The organism is Listeria monocytogenes, assembly GCF_013282665.1.
Taxonomy (GTDB): domain Bacteria; phylum Bacillota; class Bacilli; order Lactobacillales; family Listeriaceae; genus Listeria; species Listeria monocytogenes_C.
Window position 1 is genome coordinate 2,543,676 of sequence record NZ_CP054041.1, and the last position, 19,572, is coordinate 2,563,247.

Here is a 19,572-nt window from a genome sequence, read left to right on the forward strand (position 1 = left end):
ACCTCCTTAGTTTTTACCTTCAAAGTAATTATTTTTTTGCAAGAATTCTTGCGCTACGATGGATGGTTCTTTCAACTTGCCATCTGCTTCATAATTAAGCTTTTGCATTTCTTCTGTAGAAATTTTACCTTTTAATTTATTGATTGTCGTTTTTAATTCTGGATGTTTCTTTAAAATTTCGTCTGTTGCTAACGCAGATGCATCGTATGGTGGGAAGAACTTCTTATCATCTTTTAATAATTTTAAATTGTAAGTTGGAATCCGGCCGTCTGTTGAATAACCAAGCGCCACATCCATTTGATTATTTTTAAGCGCTGTGTAGATTAAACCGATTTGCATTGGGAAGATTTTCTTGAATTCGATATCATAGGCTTTTGAAAATGCTTTATAACCATCGCCTTCACGTTCCATCCAAGAATTATCGACACCAGCAGTGAGCTCGGTTTCTACTTTTCGCATATCACTTACGGTGTTTAAATTGTATTTTTTCGCAGTATCTTGGCGTACCATAAACACATACGTATTCGCAAAGCCGTACGAATCAAACCATGTTTGGTGGAATCGTTCTTCAAAACCTTTCTTAACAGCTGCTAAGGCTTTTTCTGGGTCTTTAATTGCTTCTTCACCAAGTGGACCAACTAAATCTGTACCAGTATATCTTGTTGCAGTAATGTCTACATCTCCATTTAACATCGCTTGGTGTTGAACGATAGTTGATCCAAGGTTGTTGACGATTTCTACTTTTAAGCCGGTATCATGTTCAATTAGTTCTTTTAAAATATTCGAAACGATTTGAGATTCGGTTGTTGCCATTGCACCGATGCGAATAGTATCTTTGGAACTCCCTCCAAGTCCTGGTAAAGAGCAGCTAGATAAGAAAAGAGAACTAGTTAGTAGTAATACGCTGACTAACGCGATAAATTTTTTCTTCATGTTATTCTCCCCCTTCCCGAGCTTCGCGGATGGCTTTTGGTGTTAGACGGTATTCTAATTTTCCAAGCGCGAATTCTACTACAAGGGCTAAAATGGTAACAGGTATTGCCCCGCCAAGAATTAAATCTGGACGATATAAGTTTAAACCATTAAAAATAAAGTCTCCTAATCCGCCAGCTCCAATGTAGGAAGCAAGCGTTGCCCAAGCGATAACGTATACTGCAGATAAACGAATACCAGCCATAATAACGGAGATGGAGTTAGGAATTTCCACATTGACAATTAGTTGCCAATTTGTCATCCCCATACCTCGACCAGATTCGATTAAATTTTTGTCCACTCCTCGAACACCAATAAACGTGTTTCGTAAAATTGGTAAAAGTGCATAAATAAATAGCGCGATAATCGCTGGTAATGTACCAACACCAAGAAACGGAATAATAAACGCCAAAATAGCAAGTGAAGGAACGGTTTGCAAAACACTAACAACACCAATAACAAAATTTGCTACTTTTGGAGAACGCGTGAGTAAAATCCCAGTTGGCACGGCAACCGCAATACCTAAAATAACAGCAGATAGGGAGATAAATAAATGTTGCCATGTTTGAACAAGCAGGTTATGGCCGTTTTCTTGAAAAAAAGTAACAATTGCGTCCATAGCTTATCCCTCCTGCTTCATTTCTGGTTCTGTCGTTTTGGAATTCGCCTGTTCCTCCTGATTTTCTGTCGCATCTTCTACAGTACCCCAAATGGAGTCATATACGATATCCACTAAGCTGGCACGAGTAACAATTCCGACAAGCCTTTTATCCTTATCAACTACAGGAATATATTTATAACCACGTTTTAGAATCCGTTGCACTGTATCACGGAGTAAGGTATCTTCATACACGTAAAAGACATTTTTCTCGATAATATCCATGACAGAAGTTGCTGTGCGGCGATTTAAATCGATTTGCTCTACGTCGATAAAGCCTTTTAATACATTCCCTTCATCCACTACAAGTAATGTATCTACTCGTTTTTCTTTCATGACAGTAATCGCGGCTTGAAGTGATTTGTCTGCTGTAATCGAAACCGGATTCGTATTCATGATTTGTGCTACTTGTGTCACATCAGGTTTTGCCTCAATTAGGCGGTCTTTACCAATGAAATCTTCTACAAATGAATTTGCTGGGTTACGCAAAATTTCGTCTGGAGTATCAAATTGAACGATTTCACCAGCTTTCATAATGACGATTCGGTCTGCTAATTTAATTGCTTCATCCATATCGTGGGTAACGAAAATAATCGTTTTGCCAAGTTCTTTTTGTAAATTTTTGAATTCTTCTTGAAGGGAATCACGCGTAATTGGATCCAGTGCTCCAAAAGGTTCATCCATCAGAATTAAGTTTTGCTCTGCTGCAAGCGCTCTTAAAACACCGATACGTTGCTGCTGTCCACCACTTAGTTCGTAAGGGTAACGGTCCAAAAATTCTTCTGGTAAATCTACTAATTTAATTAATTCTTTCGCCCGTTCTTGTTTTTTCTCTTCGGACCATTTAAGTAATTTTGGTACAAGGACGATATTTTCACGAATCGTCATATGTGGCATTAAGCCAATTTGCTGAATAACATAACCAATGGAACGTCTTAATTTAACGGGATCTTCTGCCATGATGTCTTTATCATTAATAAATATTTTTCCTTCTGTAGGTTCAATAAGCCGGTTAATCATCTTCATTGTTGTCGTTTTTCCACAACCACTTGGACCGATAAAACAAACAAATTCTCCTTTATCGATGTTAAGTGTTAGATCGTTAACCGCTTTTTTGCCCCCTTTATAAGTCTTCGTTACGTGTTCAAATTTTAACACGCTTATACACCTCCATTTTTTCTTTACCAATACCAAAAAAATTGGCAATCGATAAGTAATTTCCCTAACTAGTATAGATTTAAACTTTTTAAATACAAAAAAACAGCTTAAAGACAGTGTTGCATTCAAACGGAAGTTACTAAACAAGATGATTTCGTACTTGTGGCACGTGTGACATCGATGCTAAACTTGTAATCGAGAAAATGAGCATTGTAATAAGCTGCAATATAGTATTTATTTAATTATAACACACTTAAAAAGGCCCAAAAGCAATTGCTTCTAGACCTTTTAGTTATTTTGGTAAGAATAATTTTGGCGAGGTTTTCAGTAATATCGAAATAATGATTCCAGAAACAAGGACGGTACCAAGACAACTGGCCCCATTCATGACAATGGAAAATAGTTGTGCTCCCCATCCTTGAAAAGCATAAGCGCCCCAAAATAATACACCTGCCACATAGTGCCAAAAATACCTAGCTACTCCGCCGATAATCATGGTTCCCCATGCCCATTCGATTGCTTTTTTGAGCTGATTAGCAGCTAAATTACTTCGAACTTGCTTGCTAAAGACACCGCTGAATGCAATAAAGCTGAAGGCTAAAATATACTCAATAATTGCTTGTGATGGCATTAAAATATATGCTTTTCCTGTTAAGAAATGCAGTAACCCCCATAGTAGTCCGGCAAATCCAGCTGCCCAAAAACCGCGACGAATTGCGATAACATACATTGGAATCATACCAAGCGAAATCGAAAAACTGGAACCAATATCTAGCGGGATGAAACTTAATACCATCGCCACTGCAGCAAAGATAGCACACTCAAGTAAAATGATTAATCGTTTGTTTTGCATAAAAAATAAACTCCCCTCTTCTTTTTGGTCAAAAACGTACCCCAGAAGAAAGCAGTTTCTATTGTTAGAAATGCAATCGCCACAATCCCTACGCTCGTATTAACGAACAGGTTCAAAGGGTCAGAATCCAAAAACACGTGGACTCAATCTCAGCTAAGAAGCCCCCCCTGTGGTAACGTCTATGAAATTATCGTACAACAATTATTATAGCATGCACTTCTTTTTTGTAAAGAATTATTTATTTTCTTTAATCATTTGCAGAAAATCTCACAGTGTTTTGTGCTTTCTTCGGTAGTTTATCCAAAATTAGCTGATAACTATTTTGAATTAAAGCAAATTCTGTTTCCGCTTCTACATCATATTTTTCATTTATCACCAGAGTAATCCAGTGCTGTTTATTTAAGTGATAGCCAGGTTTTATACCGCTATATTCATCGCGCAGCAAGTCAATTCTTTCAGGCTGACACTTAACGCTAACATATAGATCTCCGTGATACATATGTATGAGCGCAAATATTTTCCCGCCAATTGTTAAAGCGTGCGTTTTTTTATCAAACGGAAATGTTTCTTTGGCAGCTTGCAAAGTCAGACAAAGCGCGACTTTTTCTTGTAAAATTTGTTCGTAATTCATCCGGCTCTCCTCCTTATTTTGATATTATAACATTTATTTATGCGTGTATGCTTTCTTTGCTACACTAACCATGTTAAAATAGTAGTAATTGTGCTTTTTCTGATTTCAAGAAGAAGTAACTTAGTATTGGAGGAAGAAAATGTTAACTGTAAATAATGTTGGCTTACGCTACGGCGATAAAAAGCTATTTGAAGATGTTTCGATTAAATTTTTACCAGGTAACTGTTATGGTCTTATTGGAGCAAATGGTGCTGGTAAATCAACGTTCCTAAAAGTGCTTTCTGGCGAGCTTGATTCACAAAGTGGTAATGTGCATATTGGTTCAGGTGAGCGTCTAGCTGTCCTTCGCCAAGATCATTTCCAGTATGATAATGAACTAGTTCTTAACACAGTAATCATGGGACATGAACGACTATACAAAATTATGGACGAAAAAAATGCCATTTACATGAAAGAAGATTTCAGTGATGAAGATGGTATCCGTGCTGCAGAACTAGAAGGCGAATTTGCTGAATTAGATGGTTGGGAAGCAGAATCTGACGCTGCTGTTTTATTAAACGGCTTAGGTATCCCTACTGACTTACACGGAAAACTAATGAAAGATTTAACTGGTGGAGAAAAAGTGAAAGTGCTTCTTGCGCAAGCTTTATTCGGTAAACCAGATATCCTACTTCTGGATGAGCCTACCAACCACCTTGATATTCGTGCGATTCACTGGTTGGAAGAATTTTTAATTAACTTTGACAATACTGTTATCGTAGTATCCCATGACCGTCACTTCTTAAATAAAGTGTGTACGCATATTGCGGATCTTGATTTCAGCAAAATCAAATTATATGTCGGAAACTATGATTTCTGGTATGAATCAAGCCAATTAGCTCAAACAATGATGGGCGATCGTAATAAGAAAAAAGAAGAAAAAATGAAAGAATTACAAGACTTTATTGCTCGTTTCAGTGCGAATGCATCGAAATCCAAACAAGCAACAAGTCGTAAGAAAATGCTCGAAAAAATCACGCTGGAAGATATTCAACCTTCTAGCCGTCGCTACCCTTTCATTCAGTTCAAGCCGGACCGTGAAGTTGGGAATGACCTTCTAACAGTAACAAACTTGTCTAAAACAATTGATGGCGTGAAGATTCTTGATAATCTTTCTTTCTCTATCAATCGTAATGACAAAGTTGCTTTAGTTGGCGATGATGAAGTTGCTAAAACGGTTCTTTTCCAAATCCTTGCTGGCGAAATGGAACCGGATGAAGGTAGCTATAAATGGGGTATCACTACAAGCCAGAGCTACTTCCCGAAAGACAACTCCGAATTCTTTGAGGAAAACGACATGAGTCTTGTAGAATGGTTGCGTCAATTCTCTCCAGAAGATGACAGTGAAGCCTTCTTACGTGGATTCCTTGGCCGTATGCTCTTCAGTGGCGATGAAGTACTTAAAAAAGTACGCGTCCTATCTGGTGGAGAAAAAGTTCGTTGTATGTTATCCAAAATGATGCTTTCAGGGTCAAACGTACTTCTACTTGACGAACCTACTAACCACTTGGATTTAGAATCAATTACAGCATTAAATAACGGTTTGGAAGCATTTAAAGGCGCAATGATTTTCGCTTCTCATGACCATCAGTTATTACAAACAATTGCAACACGTATCATTAATTTATCAAAAGATCAATTTTACAATAAAGAAATTTCTTATGATGAGTATCTAAAAGAAGTAATGAACGTAGCGGAATAATGATAAAAAAACAATATCCCATTTTCGGGATATTGTTTTTATTTTAGTTCTATTTTACCTGTTTCTGTATTAATTGGTGTGGTTGATTCATTTAAATAACTTAGGAAACTATAAGAAATCCAAGTTATATCAGAAACTTTGTCTAATTTATTTACTGGGAAAACAATTTTTCCTTTGGCAGTTTCACCAGGTTTAATATCAGTTGTTTCAAAATTAGATAAAACAGGATCTCCCCCATTTAATTCTATCTTATTTGCTTCTAGTTGCCCTTGATTTGGGTAGGTTTCAAGTATTTTAGTTGCGTTGTTGGTAATTTCTAGCTCGATAGTAATGCTACCATCCACTGATTTGCTTTCAGAGGTTGAATATGTTTTTTTCTTTTCGACCGTTACAGAGGTGATTTTTTTCTTAATATTATCTGTGGAATCTTCATAGTTTATTTGATACGTCTTTGTATCTTCAGGAGTTGTTTGGCTTGTTCCTTTAGACGAATAATTAAACACATCATTCTGTACCTGTTGATAATGTGAAAAACTAACAATAATACCAATAATAGATCCAACCATTAACAACATCCCTGCACTAGTTAAAATAGCGCCAATCTTCCGTCTGGCTGGGAAAAATAAAATTACGATACCTGCGATAAAAATTAAGAAAGCACATATTCCGGCAATAATCCAAATTTCCATCTTATTTGCTCCTTTTATGCGAATTTCTCCCTCACTATAACATATTTAGCCTCTAGTTCAAAGCAGTTAAGTCGCTTGCAGGAGATGGATAAGCAAAAACAACAGATTGTAAATCAGCTAAAGTTAGGTTTGCTCTCATCAAGATGGCAATATAATTTATCATATAATCCGCTTCTTCACTAAGAAAATGAGCGCCTTTGATTTGTCCGGTCTCTCTATCTTCAATAATTTTTGCGAGCGCAATTTGTTCATTGGTTCGTTTATAAGTGTACCAATTTGTTGTGTCATGATTTTTAATTTGATATTTCTCTGGATGCGCTTTTGCTTCTTCTGCACTTATGCCAATGCTTGCAAGTTTAGGACTCGTAAAAACGACACTTGGAATCGCTGGATAAATGATTTTTTCATCACCGCCTATGACATTTTTAGCAACAAGTGCTGCCTCCATGCTGACAACGGGTGTTAATGGTGCACCTTTTGTTGCTGCGACATCACCACATGCGTATATATGAGAATTATTAGAGGTTTGAAGTTTTTCATTAACAATAATGCCTTTTTTAGTGTAGTCAATGTTGGCATTTTCCAATGATAGATGCGCAATGTTTGGTTTTCTACCAGTTGCTCCAATAATTAAATCAGTCTGTAATGAAAATCCGTCTTTGCCATGAATATGTAGTTTTTCTCCTTTATTTTCAATTTTCGTAATATCTGTGTCAAAATGGAAATGGATACCTTCTTCTTTCATATTAGCCACTAATGCCGCCACGAAATCAGGATCGAATTTTTTTAGAGGTTCACTATTATGATGGATAATATGCACTTCTCTCCCTGCTGTAAGTGCAATGGAAGCAAATTCAAATGAAATATAACCACCGCCAATAAACACGACAGAGTCAGGGAGTTTTCCAAGTGATAAGAAATCATCACTAGTTTGAATGTATTCTTGTCCTTCTACATTTAACGTGCTTGGTGTTGCTCCTGTTGCGATGACAATTTTTTCAGCATAGATTAAATCATCGCCGACTTGCAAGGAATGGGAATCTTGGAAACTAGCTGCACCAAAGAATGTTTCAATCCCGGCTTCTTGAAAGCTTTCCAAACGACTTTCGGGAACATTCTCGACAAATGTTTCTTTAAATGCCATTAAATCCGTCCAGCTAATCGTCGCTGCTTGCTTAATGCCTTTGCCACGAAGTCTTGTAGAAAGATTTCTTGCTTCGCTTGCACCAACGAGAACTTTTTTAGGGTCACAGCCTCTAAGGACACACGTTCCACCCCAACTGCGCTCTTCCACTACTGCTACTTTTAAACCAGCTGCCTGTGCCTCAAAAGCTACTGTTGTGCCACTTGCACCGCTTCCGATTATCACAACATCATATGTATATTTTACCATCTAAATCACTCCTTCCTAGCTTGTTTTCCCGGATGATTTCACTTTCAAACGAAAAAAACTGCCACACACGAATGTGTAGCAGTTCCTTCTATACTTCCATAATAATTGGTAAAATCATTGGACGTCGTTTTGTTTGCTCAAATAAGTAGCGATTTAATTGATCGCGGATATCTTGTTTTAATTTCGCCCATTCAAAGCCGGTTTCTTGAAGATTTTTTTCGACAATTTTTGTGACAACTTTGGAAGACTCTTCAATTAAATGTTCTGATTCGCGCACGTAGATAAAGCCGCGTGAAATAATTTCAGGACCTGAAGTAATGGTTTTTGATTTGCGATTTAGTGTTACTACTACGATGAAAATACCGTCTTCTGAAAGCAATTTACGGTCGCGTAGTACGATGTTTCCAACGTCACCAACACCTAGTCCATCAATTAAAGTATTACCAGAATAAACACGATTGCCGGCTGTCATTTTATCATTTTTATATTCTAAAATTTCACCTTTACCAACGATAAATACTTCTGATTTCGCCATACCAACTTCATGAGCTAATTTAGCGTGGCTGATTAACATACGATACTCTCCGTGAACTGGAACAAAATATCTTGGTTTTAATAAGTTAATCATTAATTTTAAATCTTCTTGGCTTGCATGGCCAGAGATGAATAGATTGTTACTCATAGTGAGCACTTTCGCGCCTGCTTTATAGAGCATATCCATTGTTTTCGCCATCATTGTTTCAAGAGATGGTGATGGCGTCGTCGTAATGTAAACAGTATCACCAGGTTTGATGTTGAATTGTGGATGGTTTCCTTTCGTCATTAATTGTAATGATTGGATTGGTTCTCCTAGATTGCCTGTTTCAATAATCGTAATTTCATCATCGCTATATTTTTTAAGTTCTTTTAACGGAACAATTAAGTCTTCTTCAATAACGATTTTACCTAAACTGCCAGCAATTTCGAAAACACGCTCTAGTTCTTTACCAACAATAGCGACTTTACGTTTGGTTGCAACAGAAGCATCAAGTACTTGTTGTAAGCGAATTAAATTAGAAGCTACACAAGCGACGATAATTCTGCCGTCTGCCATTCTAAAAGCATGTCTAATCTCTTCTTCAATTAAACTATCGCTAGACGTTGTTCCAGGGTGCTCAGCCTCTGAACTATCTGAAAGTAAAGCTAGTACCCCTTTTTCGCCAAATTCTGCAATGTGGCTTAAATCAGAAGCATAGCCGTCCTTCGCTGATTGATCGAATTTGAAATCCCCTGTATAAACAATAGATCCTTCGCTTGTTTCAAGAACAATCCCAACAGAATCAGGAATAGTGTGGGTTGTACGGAAAAAGGAAACATCAATTTTTGAAAAGGATAAAGTTGTTTCTTCATTAACGACATGGAAATTCTTGAAGCGTAGTTTGCGGTGCTCTTTAAGTGCTGATTTTGCTAGGGCGATTGTTAATTCTGTCCCGTAAACAGGTGCTTTGATTTTTTGAAGTAAGTATGGCAATGCACCAATAGCATCTTCGTGACCATGCGTTAGGAAAATAGCTTTTACACGATCTTTATTTTCTTCTAAATATTTGAAATCAGGGATTACAATGTCGATTCCTAGTAATTCATTTTCTGGAAACATTAAGCCCGCATCTAATATAAAGATATCTTCGTCTATTTCTACTACATATAAATTTTTGCCACTTTCATCGACGCCGCCGAGTGGAATGATTTTTATGTTTTTCGCTTTTTTTATTGTCAAAGCGTAGACCTCCTTTGAACTATTTAGAAAGTCCTTCTAATATAGCTTGTAATTTCGTTCCTTGTTCAGCATTCAAATCTACAAGTGGTAGTCTTACAGGTCCAACACTAATGCCTTGTTGATTAAGTAAATATTTTGTTGGTGCTGGGTTTGGTACAGAGAATAAGCCGTTCATGAGTGGCAATAATTCTCGGTGGATTTGAGCTGCTTTTTGCACTTTCCCATGCTCAAATGCTTGAATCATTTCTTGCATTTCATTTCCTACAACATGGCTAGCAACAGAAATAACGCCGTTTCCGCCTACTGCAAGGATTGGTAAAGTTAAGCTATCATCCCCACTGTACACTTGGAAATCGTTTGAAGTTTCAGCGATGATTTTACTAATATTATCTAAATTACCACTAGATTCTTTTACGCCAACAATATTAGGTAATGCTGCTAAGCGAATAATGGTTTCTGGTTCGATATTAACCACGCTACGACCAGGAATATTGTAAATAACTACTGGTAAATCAGAAGCTTCCGCAACCGCAGCAAAATGAGCATACAAGCCATCTTGATTTGGTTTATTGTAATATGGTGCAACGATTAAAACGGCATCAATTCCACCAAGCGTGGCAACTTCTTTTGTAAACGCGATTGTTTCTGCTGTATTATTGGAGCCAGTCCCAGCAATTAATTTTGCTCGTCCGTCATTTGTTTCGATTACTTGACGAAATAATTTCATTTTTTCATCATGCGACAAAGTTGGCGATTCACCTGTTGTTCCGGCGATTACTAAACCGTCTGAGCCATTTTCGATTAAGTGGTTCACGAGATGATGAATTCTTTTTTTGCATACTTTATCTTTTTCTGGGTGAATTGGTGTCACCATTGCTGTAATTACTTTCCCTAAATCCATCTTTCATTTCCTCCTTACTTAATTTCCAAACAAAATACGTCGTGAAGGGCATTGACTGCTGAAATTAAGTCCTCTTCTCTTACTAATACCCAAATAGTAGTATGACTATCCGCCGACTGTAAAATGGGGATGTTTTTTTCAGATAATGCGCCAACGATTTTTGCAGTAACACCGGGAACGCCTGTGATTCCGGCACCAACAATAGAAACTTTCGCACAAGCTTGTCGTACAGATGTTTCTAAGGCCTCGTCTTCTAATAGTTGTTTCACTACATGAGATTTTTCCTCTGGCACCGTAAAAATGACAGAGTTGGTAGAGATGTTAATAAAGTCAAGGCTGATTCCTGCATCTGCTAATATTTTAAAAGCTAGTTGTTGTGCTTTTACTGTATCCGTTTGTACAGATATTTGTGTTAAATTGGTTACATGAGCTACGCCGGTTACCATCCGTTCTTTCACATCAAAATGACCTGAATCATCGGCTAACGAAGTAACAAGTGTTCCACTGCTTTCCAAATAGGTAGAACGAATCCGCATAGGGATTTTTGCAGTCATCGCGATTTCAACTGCACGTGGATGGATAACTTTTGCTCCTTGGTAAGCCATATTGCTTACTTCATTATAGCTTACTCGTGGAAGTGAACGTGCATGCTCCACTATCCGAGGATCTGCTGTCATCATACCGTCTACATCTGTAAAAATATCAATGTAGTCAGCTTGCAACGAAACCCCAAGTGCTGCTGCAGATGTATCACTTCCACCACGTCCGAGTGTCGTAATATCCCCATTTGCGGTAATTCCTTGAAAACCAGCAACCACTGCAACATCCAGCTCGGCTAATGCATTTTTCAAACGAGTTGTGTCGACTTCTGTTATTTTAGCATTTAAATGGTCATTTGATGTAAAGATGCCCGCTTGTCCACCAGAAAAAGCTTCTGCTTTAATATCTGCTTCTTTTAACATATTGGTAAATACCGATGCGGAAATCGTTTCGCCAACAGATAGTAGTGTATCTTGTTCTCTTGCTGTTAACTTGGTATTTTTAGCACCAATAAGTTCTAACAAAGTATCTGTTGCATAAGGATCCCCGTATCTACCAATTGCCGAAACGACAACAACTACTTTATAACCTTCGTTTAGTACTTGCTTGATGTGGTTGAATGCCATCAGACGGGATTTTTCATTTTGTACGGATGTTCCGCCAAATTTTTGAACTATAATTTTCATTACTTACACCTCTAAATAATTGCTAGTTTGACTAAACTTTCAGCTATTTGAATCGAATTCCATGCGGCACCTTTTAGTAGGTTGTCAGACACAATCCACATGTGAAAGCCTTTAGAATCGTCTATATCCGCACGAATACGACCAACAAATACTTCTTTTTTACCAGCAGCTTGAACTGCTTGCGGGTATACTTGATTAGCTGGATCATCTTCAAGTACAACACCAGGTGCATTTTTTAACGTATTTTGGATTTCATTAGCAGTTACGCCTTCTTTATCCACTTCAATATAAACACTTTCGGAGTGGCCGCTAACTACTGGAATACGAACGCACGTAGCGGAAACTTTTATAGCATTATCTTCCATGATTTTTTTCGTTTCATTGATCATTTTCATTTCTTCATATGTATAATCATTCTCTGTGAAAACGTCAATTTGTGGTAAAGCATTAAAAGCGATTGGGTAATGTTTTTTGTCCCCTTTAACGGGCATGATTTGTGGAGTGAATTCTTTACCATCTAAAACAGCTCTACTACCGTCTTTTAATTCTTGAATGGCACTTACGCCAGAGCCAGAAACAGCTTGATAAGTAGAAACAATAATACGATTTAAGCCAAATGCTTCTCGAATCGGTTCGAGGGCTGCTACCATTTGAATAGTGGAACAGTTAGGATTAGCAATAATACCATTATGAGAAAAAAGTGCTTTTTCATTCACTTCTGGAACGACTAATGGAACAGTTGGGTCCATCCGGTAAGCGCTTGTGTTGTCAATGACAATGGCGCCGCGTTTAACCGCTTCTTTTGCAAGCGCTTTGGAAACAGAACCACCAGCACTGAATAAAGCAATATCAACGCCTTCAAAACTTTCAGGTGTTGCTTCTTGAATGATTACTTCTTCCCCGCGGAAAGATAGTTTTTTTCCAGCAGAACGAATAGAAGACAAGAATGAAACTTGCTTTATCTTAAAAGTCGCCGCCTCTTCTAGTAATTCAATCATTTGGGTACCAACTGCACCAGTGGCACCTACAACTGCGACATGATAGCTTTTTGTCATAGTTTACAATTCCTCCTTCAATTTAATCCTCGTATTTCTGCCTAAAAACAGAAATCTGGTTAATTTTACACTTACTTTATCATACCATAATCAAAGCCATTTCGCAGGTTTTTATATGCATTAGCAACTATTTTTTTAAATTGTTTGTTAGTTTGAAATAAAAAAACCACTTTCACGTAAATGAAAGTGGTTTCTGATTAATTTTCGGTTTGTTCCGACTGTGCTTTTGCAGCAGCTTCTTTGTTATTAATTGGTTGTTCTACTTTGGACTCGTCTTTATTCGATTCAGCACGTTCTTTTTTAAGCTCAAAGTATTTATCAAATACTTCTTTGGAAATTTTCATGTTTGTTTTTTGGTCAGTACCATAGGGACGATAAATCCATGGGACAACAACGGAAATAGCTATTTCTGGTTTTTCAACTGGCGCATAGCCGACGAATGTTGTATTCCAAACGCTGGCCATTTTGTTACCTTCTTTTGGACCATCATAGAATGCATCCGCTGTTCCTGTTTTACCTGCAACATCGTAATCACTTGATGTGAAAACAGTTCTGGCAGTACCAGTGGAACCATGAGTTACTTCATAGAATCCTTGTTGTACTGTTTTTATATCACTTTCGGAAACACCAATTTTATTTAATACTTTTGGTTCGTTTGCTGTTGCAAGCGTTCCAACAGAGTCCCCATTAGTACTTGGATTTCTAATTTCTTTTACCATACTTGGTGCGATTCTTGAACCACCGTTGGCAATCGTAGAAACATATTGAGCCATTTGTAATGGTGTGTAAGAGTCATATTGTCCGATGGCAAAATCGAGAATTTTACCGATTGTTTGGTCGTCCCCTTTGTACCCAGTTTGTTCACCTGGAAGGTCAATACCTGTTTTTACACCTAGGCCGAATTGGTTATAGTAATAACGCATATCATCAAAGGTGCTAAGCGGTGCTCTAAGTGGGCCATTTGGTACATAATTGGCACCACCCATTTTCATTGCGACTTGGTACATATAAGAGTTAGAAGAAATTTCTAAAGCTCCTACAGGATCAAGTGGTCTATTACCAGCCCCAGTTCTGTTGAACCAAGAACTCTTTGCTTTAGTTCCTTTTAGTGCAATTGGTTGGTCGGTGAAAACGGTTTTGTTTGTAATGGCACCGTCCATAATACCACCAAGGATAGTAGAACCTTTGACAGCGGAACCCATTGCGTAGGCAGTTGTAAACGTACCTAGGGAATAATCTTCAAATTCTCCTTTGTCATTAAGTTTTTGACCAGCTAGTGCAAGAACTTCTCCAGAATATGGGTCCATTGCAACAACAAAGGCGCGGTCAAACAAATCTGAACCAGCATATTGTTTCCCTTGCTTGATGTTTTTTTGGAGAATTTCTTCTACTGCTTTTTGGAACTCGACATCAACAGAAAGAACTAAATCTTTCCCTTTGGAGCCCTCGTACTTGCTGACAGTCTCGATAATGTTTCCTTTTGAATCAAGTACACTTTCAGACTGAGATTTGGATCCAGCGAGCACACTTTCATATTGAGCTTCTAAATAACTTTTACCAACACGGTCATTTCGGCTATATCCTTGAGATAAATAGTACTCTGCCTTATCTTTTGGTAAACCTTCTTTTGCCGTAGAAACAGAACCTAAAATCGAGCGTAATGTTTCATCGTATGTGTAGTAACGATTCCAATCGGTAGTCGTATCTACACCAGGTAAACTGTCCATGTTTTCACTAACACGAGCAATCTCTTCATCCGTTACATTTTTATTTTTTACAACAGATTCGGTCATTGCATAACCAGTGGTCATTTTTTTATAAATCGTTGCTACTTTTAGGTCTTCGCTCGTTAAGTTAGCAATATCTTCTTTCGTTACTTTATCTACTTGAATTTTGTATGCTTTGGATGAATCAAGCGCTTGTTCTTTCGCGGATAAGCGATTTAACGATTCGGTTTGATGCGTTAAAATCCAGTAATCTTTTAAATCACGGTCCGTTAACTTTTCTGGTTCAACGGTGATTAGTTTTTGAAGCGTTTGAGCTACGTGAAGTGTTTCTGCCGTTTCTGTTTGTTGACTACGTGTATACGTAATGGATTTGACAGCTGAATTACCAACTAATAAATTGTAATTCCGATCATAAATGCTACCGCGTGGCACATTTTTGGAAACTGTTACGTTATCTGTTTCTTCTAATTGGCGTTTGTACGTATCCCCTTGGACGATTTGAACAATACCAAGTCGTAAAATCAATACAGAAAATAATATAAAAATAATAAAGAATAGAATATTTAAACGTAGTGGAATGATGGCGCGTTTCTTCTTAGTGGAATCTTTTTTCTTTTTTCTAAAATTTAGTTTCACGCATAGTTACCTCACTTTTCAATAATACCTTTCCCTATTGTAGCTGAAATAACATCATTTTTCCACTGTAAGTTCATTAGAAATTCATTAGAAATTAAAAAAGACCCACCGAAGTGAGTCTTATGATTATTATTTAGCTGCGTCAAAGCGTTTATTAGCTTCATCCCAGTTAATAACATTCCAAAATGTGTCGATATATTCAGGACGACGGTTTTGGAATTTAAGGTAGTAAGCATGTTCCCAAACATCCAAGCCAAGAACTGGTGTTTTGCCATCGCTTAGTGGAGAATCTTGGTTAGCTGTAGAAACGATTTCTAATTTACCGTTGTTAACTACTAGCCAAGCCCAGCCAGAACCAAAACGTGCTGCAGCTGCTGCATTGAATTTTTCTTTAAATTCATCAAAAGTACCGAATTCGCTTTCGATAGCTGCTTTTAAGTTACCTGTTGGAGCTCCGCCACCATTTGGGCTAAGGATAGACCAGAATAATGTATGGTTAGCATGACCGCCACCGTGGTTACGAACAGCGCCGCGAATATCTTCAGGAACGCTATCTAAGTTAGCTACTAACTCCTCCGCAGATTTGCTTGCAAGTTCAGGATGACCAGCAACCGCTTCGTTTAGTTTTGTTACATAAGTATTGTGGTGCTTCGTATAGTGAATTTCCATTGTTTCTTTATCAAAATTCGGCTCCAAAGCATCATAAGTATAAGGTAATTTAGGTAATTCGTAAGTCATTAAAAATTCCTCCTTGTATTGTTTTTACGTGAAAAGAAATGACATATAAGGCAAAAGTTTCATGTCCTATTTCGTTAGAACTACACTTAGCCTTAAAAACAGTTTCTTCTTACACCATTTAGCCTACCATGCTCCTGAAATGCTTGCAATTTTTCTGCTCAGTGATGTTTCAACATTGATTTTGCAGCCATTTCAAGCTATGATTAAGCTTAGGTGGAAAAAATGCGTTCTTTTGCACATACATGTATCTTTTTCCCTGAAACCCAAAAGTTAAACCATTAGGCGAGGTGTTGAAAAAAGAATGAATATTTTTAAACGCTTCTGGAAGAGTTTATACTCCCCTGCGGATATAGCATCGTTTCGAAATGATAAAATCAGAAAAAGCATCGTGTACATTATTGTTTTATCTTTTGTGACATTCCTTCCATTAGCATACTTTACGAACATTACGACGAAAAATGCACTCAAAGTTGGCGAAGAAACCATTACCAATGAAATTCCAGATTTTAAAGTGACGGACGGTAAATTAGTGTTAACGGATGATAATGTAAAAAATATACCAATCTCCATTGATCAAGATGAACTACATATTTATTTTGATGCTTCTGGAACACTAGATAAAGATGATGTAGATAATAAAATTGCTTCTTATGATAGTGCCGTAGCTTTTCTTTCAGATAGTATTTATATTACTGCAGCTGGCGTTTCCCAATCTGTTAGTTATGATACCGCCGGAATTAGTGATAAAGCAGATTTAGTTCATTTATATAATTCGATTGAGTCATTAGCGAAGTACTTTATTCCAATCGCTTTACTGGTACTCTTTATCTTTACGCTAGGTTCAGTGTTCTTCCGAGTGGCACTCTATGCGCTTTTCGGATTTATTCTTTCTGGATTTGGCAGAACCGGTATCGCCTTCCGACAAAATTGGATGATTGCTTCTTATAGTATTACTCTAGCAGCAGTTTTCACCATGATTATGGAAGCTTTACAAATTATTGTTCCTTTTGGAATGGAAATTAATATGGTCGTGAGCATGATTTTTGTTTTCCTTGCAATTCGCGCCATTCCTCCAAGCGAACCAACGATTTTAGAAAAATAAACTTTAGCCACTTGCATGTGTAAGTGGCTTTTTTGTTGCTTCATTCACGTGATTTTGTTTTACGAAAATGGTATGATAAAAAAACCAAAACTAGACTTAAAGGAGCGATTTCTTTGAAGGAAAGAATATCTCGCGAACATACTCGCCCAGTCCAAGTAGGAAATTTAATTATTGGTGGGAATAAGGAATTAACGATTCAAAGTATGACTACTACTAAGACTCATGATGTCGAAGCAACAGTGGCAGAGATTCACCGATTAGAAGAAGCAGGCTGTCAAATTGTACGAGTAGCCTGTCCGGATGAACGTGCAGCGAATGCCCTTAGTGCTATCAAGCAAAGGATTCATATTCCGCTTGTAGCAGATATTCATTTTGATTACCGATTAGCACTTAAAGCCATTGATGCTGGTGTTGATAAAATTAGAATTAATCCAGGTAATATTGGTCGACGTGATCGAGTTGAAAAAGTGGTTAATGCTGCTAAAGCGAAAAATATCCCAATCCGTATTGGGGTTAATGCTGGTAGTTTAGAAAAGAAAATCATTCAAAAGTACGGATATCCGACTGCGGATGGCATGGTAGAAAGCGCACTTGCTCATATCAAAATCCTCGAAGATTTAGATTTTTATGATATCATTGTTTCTCTAAAAGCATCCGATGTCAATTTAGCAATCGAGGCATATGATAAAGCGAGTCGAGCATTTAATTACCCACTTCATCTAGGGATTACAGAATCTGGTACACAATTTGCTGGAGGGATAAAAAGTGCAGCCGGACTTGGAGCAATCCTTAGTTTAGGTATCGGGAACACCCTACGTGTATCTCTTAGCGCTGATCCTGTAGAAGAAATAAAAGTAGCCAGAGAAGTATTAAAATCATTTGGCCTTGCTTTTAATGCCGCAACACTTATATCTTGCCCTACTTGTGGTCGAATCGAGATTGATTTGATTCGTATCGCTAATGAAGTGGAGGAATACATAGCAACGATTAAAGCTCCAATTAAAGTAGCTGTTCTAGGCTGTGCAGTCAACGGTCCTGGGGAAGCTCGTGAGGCAGATATTGGAATTGCTGGATCCAATGGAGAAGGATTGCTTTTTAGACATGGCAAAATCATTCGAAAAGTACCGGAAACCATTATGGTAGATGAATTAAAAAAAGAAATCGATCTGTTGTCAGAAGAATATTTTAAGAAAAAAATAGATTTTTAGAACCTGAACGAATTATATTTAGGTTTTTGTTTCAAGGGGGAGTTTTGATGGAGAAAGAACATGAGCTTAGTTTTTATGATGGTGTTAAAGCTTGCCTTCCTACCGTGCTTGGTTATGCGGGAATTGGTATTGCTGCGGGAGTTGTTGGGAAAGCATCCCATTTAAGCCTTTTAGAAGTGACGCTACTGGCGATTATTGTTTATGCAGGCGCGGCACAATTTATTATTTCTGGATTGTTATTATTACAAAGTCCGATTTCAGCCATTATTTTTACTACTTTTTTAATTAATTCAAGGCATTTTTTGATGAGTATGGCGGAAGCTCCTCATTTTAAGAAGTATTCTTTGTGGAATAATATTGGGATTGGCGCCCTTCTGACGGATGAAACGTTCGGGGTTTCGATGAACCATATTGGTAATAAAAAGCCAGTTAGTGCCAAATGGATGCACGGGATAAATGTGACTGCCTACTTAGCATGGATTGGCGCCTGCATTGTTGGCGCATTTATTGGTAACTGGCTTCCAAATCCAGAACAATTTGGTTTAGACTTTGCGTTATCTGCAATGTTTATCGGCTTGCTATATTTACAAGTAGTGAGTGATAAAAGTAAAAAAATAAGTACGAGTTTGTTTGTCATGATATTAGTTGCTATATTTTTAATTCTCTTTATGCGTGTGATGACCCCAGAACTAGCTATTTTAACTGCAACCTTACTCGGATGTTTGATGGGAGTGATTTTAGAAAGATGGCATTAAGTTCCTATACTCTATTTGTGATTGTTGGTTGTGGCCTTGTGACTTTTATACCGCGTGTCTTGCCGTTTATTTTTGTTCGTAAATTACAGCTTCCGGATGTAGTGATTCGCTATTTATCCTATGTCCCCCTCTGTATCCTCACTGCACTGTTCGTTCAAAGTTTATTAATTACAAGAGAAAATGGTTTTCCAGGAATTAATGTAGAGAATTTACTCGCATCACTTCCTACTATTTTAACAGCCATTTTGACTAAAAATTTAATGTGGATTGTTATTATTGGAATCATTTCTATGGCAATGATTCGTTTATTTGCATAGAAAAGCCCTTTACTGGAGTGTGTTTTTGACGGGAATCAAAACCAGTAAAGGGCTTT

At 37.5% G+C, this 19,572-nt stretch carries 18 protein-coding genes and 1 riboswitch; of the genes, 5 read left to right on the forward strand and 13 right to left on the reverse strand.

All coding sequences use genetic code 11. The features are described 5' to 3' along the window. Window positions 1-6: 6 nt before the first annotated feature. The 5 genes from HRK21_RS12835 to HRK21_RS12855 all read right to left on the reverse strand — a co-directional run bounded on the left by HRK21_RS12835 (window position 7) and on the right by HRK21_RS12855 (window position 4,272). Complete coding sequence (locus HRK21_RS12835) at window positions 7-933, reverse strand: osmoprotectant ABC transporter substrate-binding protein (protein ID WP_069888814.1); 927 nt, start codon at window positions 931-933, stop codon at window positions 7-9. A 1-nt stretch (window position 934) separates the two neighbouring features. Next, window positions 935-1,591: an ABC transporter permease gene (locus HRK21_RS12840; RefSeq protein ID WP_003721932.1), complete on the reverse strand. Its 657-nt coding sequence runs from the start codon at window positions 1,589-1,591 to the stop codon at window positions 935-937. Between the two features lie 3 nt (window positions 1,592-1,594). Beyond that, window positions 1,595-2,788, reverse strand: coding sequence for a betaine/proline/choline family ABC transporter ATP-binding protein (locus HRK21_RS12845; protein ID WP_003738931.1), 1,194 nt, complete (start codon window positions 2,786-2,788; stop codon window positions 1,595-1,597). A gap of 292 nt (window positions 2,789-3,080) precedes the next feature. After that, window positions 3,081-3,641, reverse strand: coding sequence for an energy-coupled thiamine transporter ThiT (gene thiT / locus HRK21_RS12850; RefSeq protein WP_003725372.1), 561 nt, complete (start codon window positions 3,639-3,641; stop codon window positions 3,081-3,083). Between the two features lie 67 nt (window positions 3,642-3,708). Continuing rightward, a riboswitch (TPP riboswitch) is annotated at window positions 3,709-3,819 on the reverse strand. Window positions 3,820-3,888: 69 nt separating this feature from the next. Further along, window positions 3,889-4,272 carry an MmcQ/YjbR family DNA-binding protein gene (locus HRK21_RS12855; protein ID WP_069888813.1) on the reverse strand — a complete coding sequence of 128 codons (384 nt, stop codon included), beginning with the start codon at window positions 4,270-4,272 and terminating at the stop codon, window positions 3,889-3,891. Window positions 4,273-4,411: 139 nt separating this feature from the next. Here HRK21_RS12855 and HRK21_RS12860 point away from each other — a divergent pair, with 139 nt between their 5' ends. After that, window positions 4,412-6,013, forward strand: a complete 1,602-nt coding sequence (locus tag HRK21_RS12860; protein ID WP_003725374.1) for an ABC-F family ATP-binding cassette domain-containing protein — start codon at window positions 4,412-4,414, stop codon at window positions 6,011-6,013. Between the two features lie 38 nt (window positions 6,014-6,051). On the opposite strand, the gene HRK21_RS12865 is transcribed toward HRK21_RS12860, so the two are convergent. The 8 genes from HRK21_RS12865 to HRK21_RS12900 all read right to left on the reverse strand — a co-directional run bounded on the left by HRK21_RS12865 (window position 6,052) and on the right by HRK21_RS12900 (window position 16,134). After that, window positions 6,052-6,702 (reverse strand): hypothetical protein, encoded by a 651-nt coding sequence (locus HRK21_RS12865; protein WP_070006674.1) that lies wholly within the window; start codon window positions 6,700-6,702, stop codon window positions 6,052-6,054. Window positions 6,703-6,754: 52 nt separating this feature from the next. After that, the gene (locus HRK21_RS12870; protein WP_070006675.1) at window positions 6,755-8,095 is read right to left on the reverse strand and encodes a dihydrolipoyl dehydrogenase family protein; all 1,341 of its coding nucleotides are present in this window, start codon (window positions 8,093-8,095) and stop codon (window positions 6,755-6,757) included. An 88-nt stretch (window positions 8,096-8,183) separates the two neighbouring features. Next, window positions 8,184-9,851, reverse strand: coding sequence for a ribonuclease J (locus tag HRK21_RS12875; protein ID WP_003738935.1), 1,668 nt, complete (start codon window positions 9,849-9,851; stop codon window positions 8,184-8,186). A 19-nt stretch (window positions 9,852-9,870) separates the two neighbouring features. Further along, complete coding sequence (gene dapA / locus HRK21_RS12880; RefSeq protein WP_070006676.1) at window positions 9,871-10,752, reverse strand: 4-hydroxy-tetrahydrodipicolinate synthase; 882 nt, start codon at window positions 10,750-10,752, stop codon at window positions 9,871-9,873. A 14-nt stretch (window positions 10,753-10,766) separates the two neighbouring features. After that, the gene (gene dapG, locus HRK21_RS12885; protein ID WP_070006677.1) at window positions 10,767-11,978 is read right to left on the reverse strand and encodes an aspartate kinase; all 1,212 of its coding nucleotides are present in this window, start codon (window positions 11,976-11,978) and stop codon (window positions 10,767-10,769) included. Window positions 11,979-11,989: 11 nt separating this feature from the next. Next, window positions 11,990-13,033, reverse strand: coding sequence for an aspartate-semialdehyde dehydrogenase (locus tag HRK21_RS12890; RefSeq protein WP_003738938.1), 1,044 nt, complete (start codon window positions 13,031-13,033; stop codon window positions 11,990-11,992). Window positions 13,034-13,230: 197 nt separating this feature from the next. Continuing rightward, entirely contained in the window at window positions 13,231-15,396 is a 2,166-nt protein-coding gene (locus HRK21_RS12895) for a peptidoglycan D,D-transpeptidase FtsI family protein (RefSeq protein WP_003738939.1), read from the reverse strand. A gap of 129 nt (window positions 15,397-15,525) precedes the next feature. Continuing rightward, window positions 15,526-16,134 (reverse strand): superoxide dismutase, encoded by a 609-nt coding sequence (locus tag HRK21_RS12900; RefSeq protein ID WP_003738940.1) that lies wholly within the window; start codon window positions 16,132-16,134, stop codon window positions 15,526-15,528. 301 nt (window positions 16,135-16,435) lie between these two features. Here HRK21_RS12900 and HRK21_RS12905 point away from each other — a divergent pair, with 301 nt between their 5' ends. The 4 genes from HRK21_RS12905 to HRK21_RS12920 all read left to right on the forward strand — a co-directional run bounded on the left by HRK21_RS12905 (window position 16,436) and on the right by HRK21_RS12920 (window position 19,516). Then, window positions 16,436-17,236, forward strand: a complete 801-nt coding sequence (locus HRK21_RS12905) for a DUF1189 domain-containing protein (RefSeq protein WP_003738941.1) — start codon at window positions 16,436-16,438, stop codon at window positions 17,234-17,236. A 113-nt stretch (window positions 17,237-17,349) separates the two neighbouring features. Beyond that, complete coding sequence (gene ispG, locus HRK21_RS12910; protein WP_070006761.1) at window positions 17,350-18,444, forward strand: flavodoxin-dependent (E)-4-hydroxy-3-methylbut-2-enyl-diphosphate synthase; 1,095 nt, start codon at window positions 17,350-17,352, stop codon at window positions 18,442-18,444. 47 nt (window positions 18,445-18,491) lie between these two features. Continuing rightward, window positions 18,492-19,199 carry an AzlC family ABC transporter permease gene (locus tag HRK21_RS12915; protein ID WP_069888808.1) on the forward strand — a complete coding sequence of 236 codons (708 nt, stop codon included), beginning with the start codon at window positions 18,492-18,494 and terminating at the stop codon, window positions 19,197-19,199. Further along, window positions 19,190-19,516 carry an AzlD domain-containing protein gene (locus tag HRK21_RS12920; protein WP_069888807.1) on the forward strand — a complete coding sequence of 109 codons (327 nt, stop codon included), beginning with the start codon at window positions 19,190-19,192 and terminating at the stop codon, window positions 19,514-19,516. The genes HRK21_RS12915 and HRK21_RS12920 overlap by 10 nt, the downstream gene beginning before the upstream one ends. Window positions 19,517-19,572 lie beyond the last annotated feature (56 nt).